The 3,058-nt window shown below is 65.9% G+C and carries 1 protein-coding gene; it reads right to left on the bottom strand.

What is annotated here, in order from left to right:
• Positions 1-2,977 (bottom strand): condensation domain-containing protein (locus tag ACSFCA_RS36400; protein ID WP_435462986.1); only part of this gene is annotated, 2,977 nt, incomplete at its 3' end.
• Between the last annotated feature and the right edge of the window lie 81 nt (positions 2,978-3,058).

A 3,058-nucleotide genomic window follows, 5' to 3' on the forward strand; every position in this document is an offset into this window, starting at 1 on the left:
CGGGCTGCAGGATCTCGATGGCGCCGATGGGCTGGGCGGGGTCGGCAGCGATGGCTGCGAGCACGCGCTGCAGGCGAGCGACGATGGCCTGGACGCTGGCGCGATCGAACAGGTCCGGGCGATAGCCCACACGCAGTTGCAGCCGGGCTCCCGGGATGAACGCGATGCTCAGCGGGTAGTGCGTCGTGTCGCCGCCCGTGCCCCCGGCACGAGCCACCTGCACCCCGGCATACGAGGGCTGGCGTGCGTTGGGGTCGACATGGTAGTTCTCGAACACGCACAGCGTGTCGAACAGGGAGGCGAAGCCCGAGATGCGCTGGATCTCGCTCAAGCCCAGGTGCTGGTGGGCGATGAGCGAGGACTGCTGGTCCTGCAATCGGGCAAGCGCCTCGATGGCAGGCTCCTGGGCCTGGAACTGGAAGCGCAGCGGCAGGGTGTTGATGAACAATCCCACCATGGACTCGACGCCGGGCAACTCGGCCGGGCGACCGGAGACCGTGACGCCGAAGACGATGTCGTCGCGGGAGGTGAGCTTGCCCAGCAGGACGCCCCAGGCGCCCTGCACGAGCGTGTTGAGCGTCAGGCCGTGCCGGCGAGCCTGGGCGGACAGCGCGGAGGTCAATTCCTCAGACAAGTCGTTAATGAAGCGCTCTTGCCTGCCGGAAGTGGTGCTCGAGGCTGGCGCCAGGTGAGTGGGCTCCTGCAAGCCTGTCAAGGCGTGTCGCCATGCCTGCTCGGCCGCATGGCGGTCCTGGGCCTTGAACCATGCCAGGTAGTTGCGGTAGGGGGTCACGGGCGGCAGTGCGTGGGCATCGCCTCTGGAGGCATAGAGAGTGAACAGCTCCTTCAGGAGAATGGGCATGGACCAGCCATCCAGCAGGATGTGGTGGCTGGTGAAGACGAAGCGGTGGCGCTGAGGCGCCAGGCGGATGAGTGCAAAGCGCAGCAAAGGCCCCTGTGCGGGGTCGAAGGGGCGGCGGCTGTCGTCGTGCAGGAAGCGAGCGAGTTCGCTGTCGCGCGCGTGCGCGCTCAGCTCGGACAGGTCGATGTCATGCCATGGGATGGTGACTTGGCGCGGGATGAGCTGAACGGGTTCGGCCAGGTTGTGATGAAGGAAGCTGGCGCGCAGGTTGGCGTGGCGATCGAGCAGGGCGTGAACGGCAGCCTTCAGGGCTGCGGCATCCAGGGGGCCGGTGAACTCGTAGGCGAGCTGAACGACATAAGCATCGGCCTGGGCCTCGTCGTACAGCGCGTGGAACAGAAGCCCTTGCTGTAGCGACGACAGGGGGAGGGTCTGGTCGAGATCGGGCACCTGGGTTTGCAGGTACTCCACTTCGGGTAGACTCAAGGCGATGAGTGGGAAGTCCGATGGCGTGAATCCGCCAGCGTTGGGCTGCTGGGCATGCGAGACCATGGCCTGCAGCGCGTCGAACCAGCCCTGTGCCAACTCGCGGATGTCGGCCTCCTCGAACAGTTCGCCAGCCCATGCCCAGGTGGCAAGGAGTTCAGGCCCTCCGGGCAGGTCATGGGTGATGGCGTCCAGCATGACGGCGTGCGCCAGGGGCATCTGCGGGTCGCTGCCGCCGCCAAGTGCCCCGGCCTCCGGGGCTGCCTGCCAGTCCTGCACATCCCGGGCGTCCTGCATGGTGAAGCGGCCCAGGTAGTTGAAGCTGATCTGTGCCGAGTGCTTGCTCAACAGGCTGGAGGTCTCGGGGTTCAGGTAGCGCAGCAGCCCGAAGCCCAGGCCGTTATCTGGGAGCGCACGCAATTGCTCCTTGCTCTGCTTGAGGGCACGCCCCAGGTGCTCGCCACCGCGCAGGGCGTCGTCCAGGTCGATGTCTTGCAGTGCCAGGCGCACCGGGAACAAGCTGGTGAACCAGCCCACGGTGCGCGAGAGGTCCACGTCCTCGAAGATGTCCTCGCGGCCATGGCCTTCCAGGTTGAACAGGGTGCCCGTGTCGTCCTGGGCGATGCCGCGCTTGCGGCGCCAGTCGGCCAGTGCCAGCGCGAAGGCCGTGAGCAGCACATCGTTGATGCGACCGTGGAACAGTGTCGGCACCTGCGTGAGCAGGGGTGCTGTTACTGCAGTGGGCAGCGTCAGGCGCAGCCGCTTGGCTGTGCTGAGCGTATCTCTGGCGGGATCCAGGAGGCGCTTGGACAGCAGTGCGTCAGGCGCATCGACAATGGATTGCCATAGCGGCAGTTCGGCCACACGCGCCGGCTTGGATGCCTCGGCGAGAATTCGTTGCGACCAACTGCGCAACGATGTGCTGCGCGGGCCCAGTTGCGCCCGCGTGCCTGTACGTGCCGCGAGCCATGCAGCTTCCAGATCAGGCGGGAGGATGCGCCAGGACACGCCATCCACGACAAGATGGTGGACGGTCAGGAACAACCTGCCAGGCTCTTCGGTGCCGGCGTCGAACCACACCGCCTGCAGCAATCTTCCTGTCTCCAGGTCGAAGCGATCGATGGCATCCTGGGAGGCCTTGGCGATGCAAGCTCGCCGAGCGGCTTCATCCATCCCGGCGATGCTGACGCGCAGGAAGGACGCCCGTGCGTCGACAGCCCCGAGGGGAGGAATGTGCAGTGACCAGCCATCTGCATCTGAAGTGGGGGCCAGCCGTAGACGCAAAGCATCATGGTGGTCTACCAACGCCTGCAACGCCGTTGTCAGATGCTGTTCCTCCAGGCCCGCGGGTACTTGCAGAAGCGTCGATTGACTGAAGCGCTTGAAGGCGTTGCCGCGCTCGAACAGCCAACGGATGATGGGAGTGGCGATCACCGTACCGGCGGCAACGTCTTCCTGCGAGCTGGAGGCGTTCAGTGGCGCAGCTGCGGCTGCCAGAGCTGCAACGCTCTGATGCTGGAAGACATGGCGAGGGGTGATGACGATGCCGGCCTTGCGAGCGCGGCTGACCAGCAGGATGGAGGTGATGCTGTCGCCGCCCAGGTCGAAGAAGCTGTCATCGATGCCCACCTGTGGCAGTCGCAGGACCTCGGCGAAGAGGGAGGCGAGGATCTCTTCCTGCGGGGTGCGAGGAGCGCGGATGCTCAGGGG

The organism is Variovorax multivorans (assembly GCF_051216835.1).
GTDB lineage: Bacteria > Pseudomonadota > Gammaproteobacteria > Burkholderiales > Burkholderiaceae_C > Variovorax.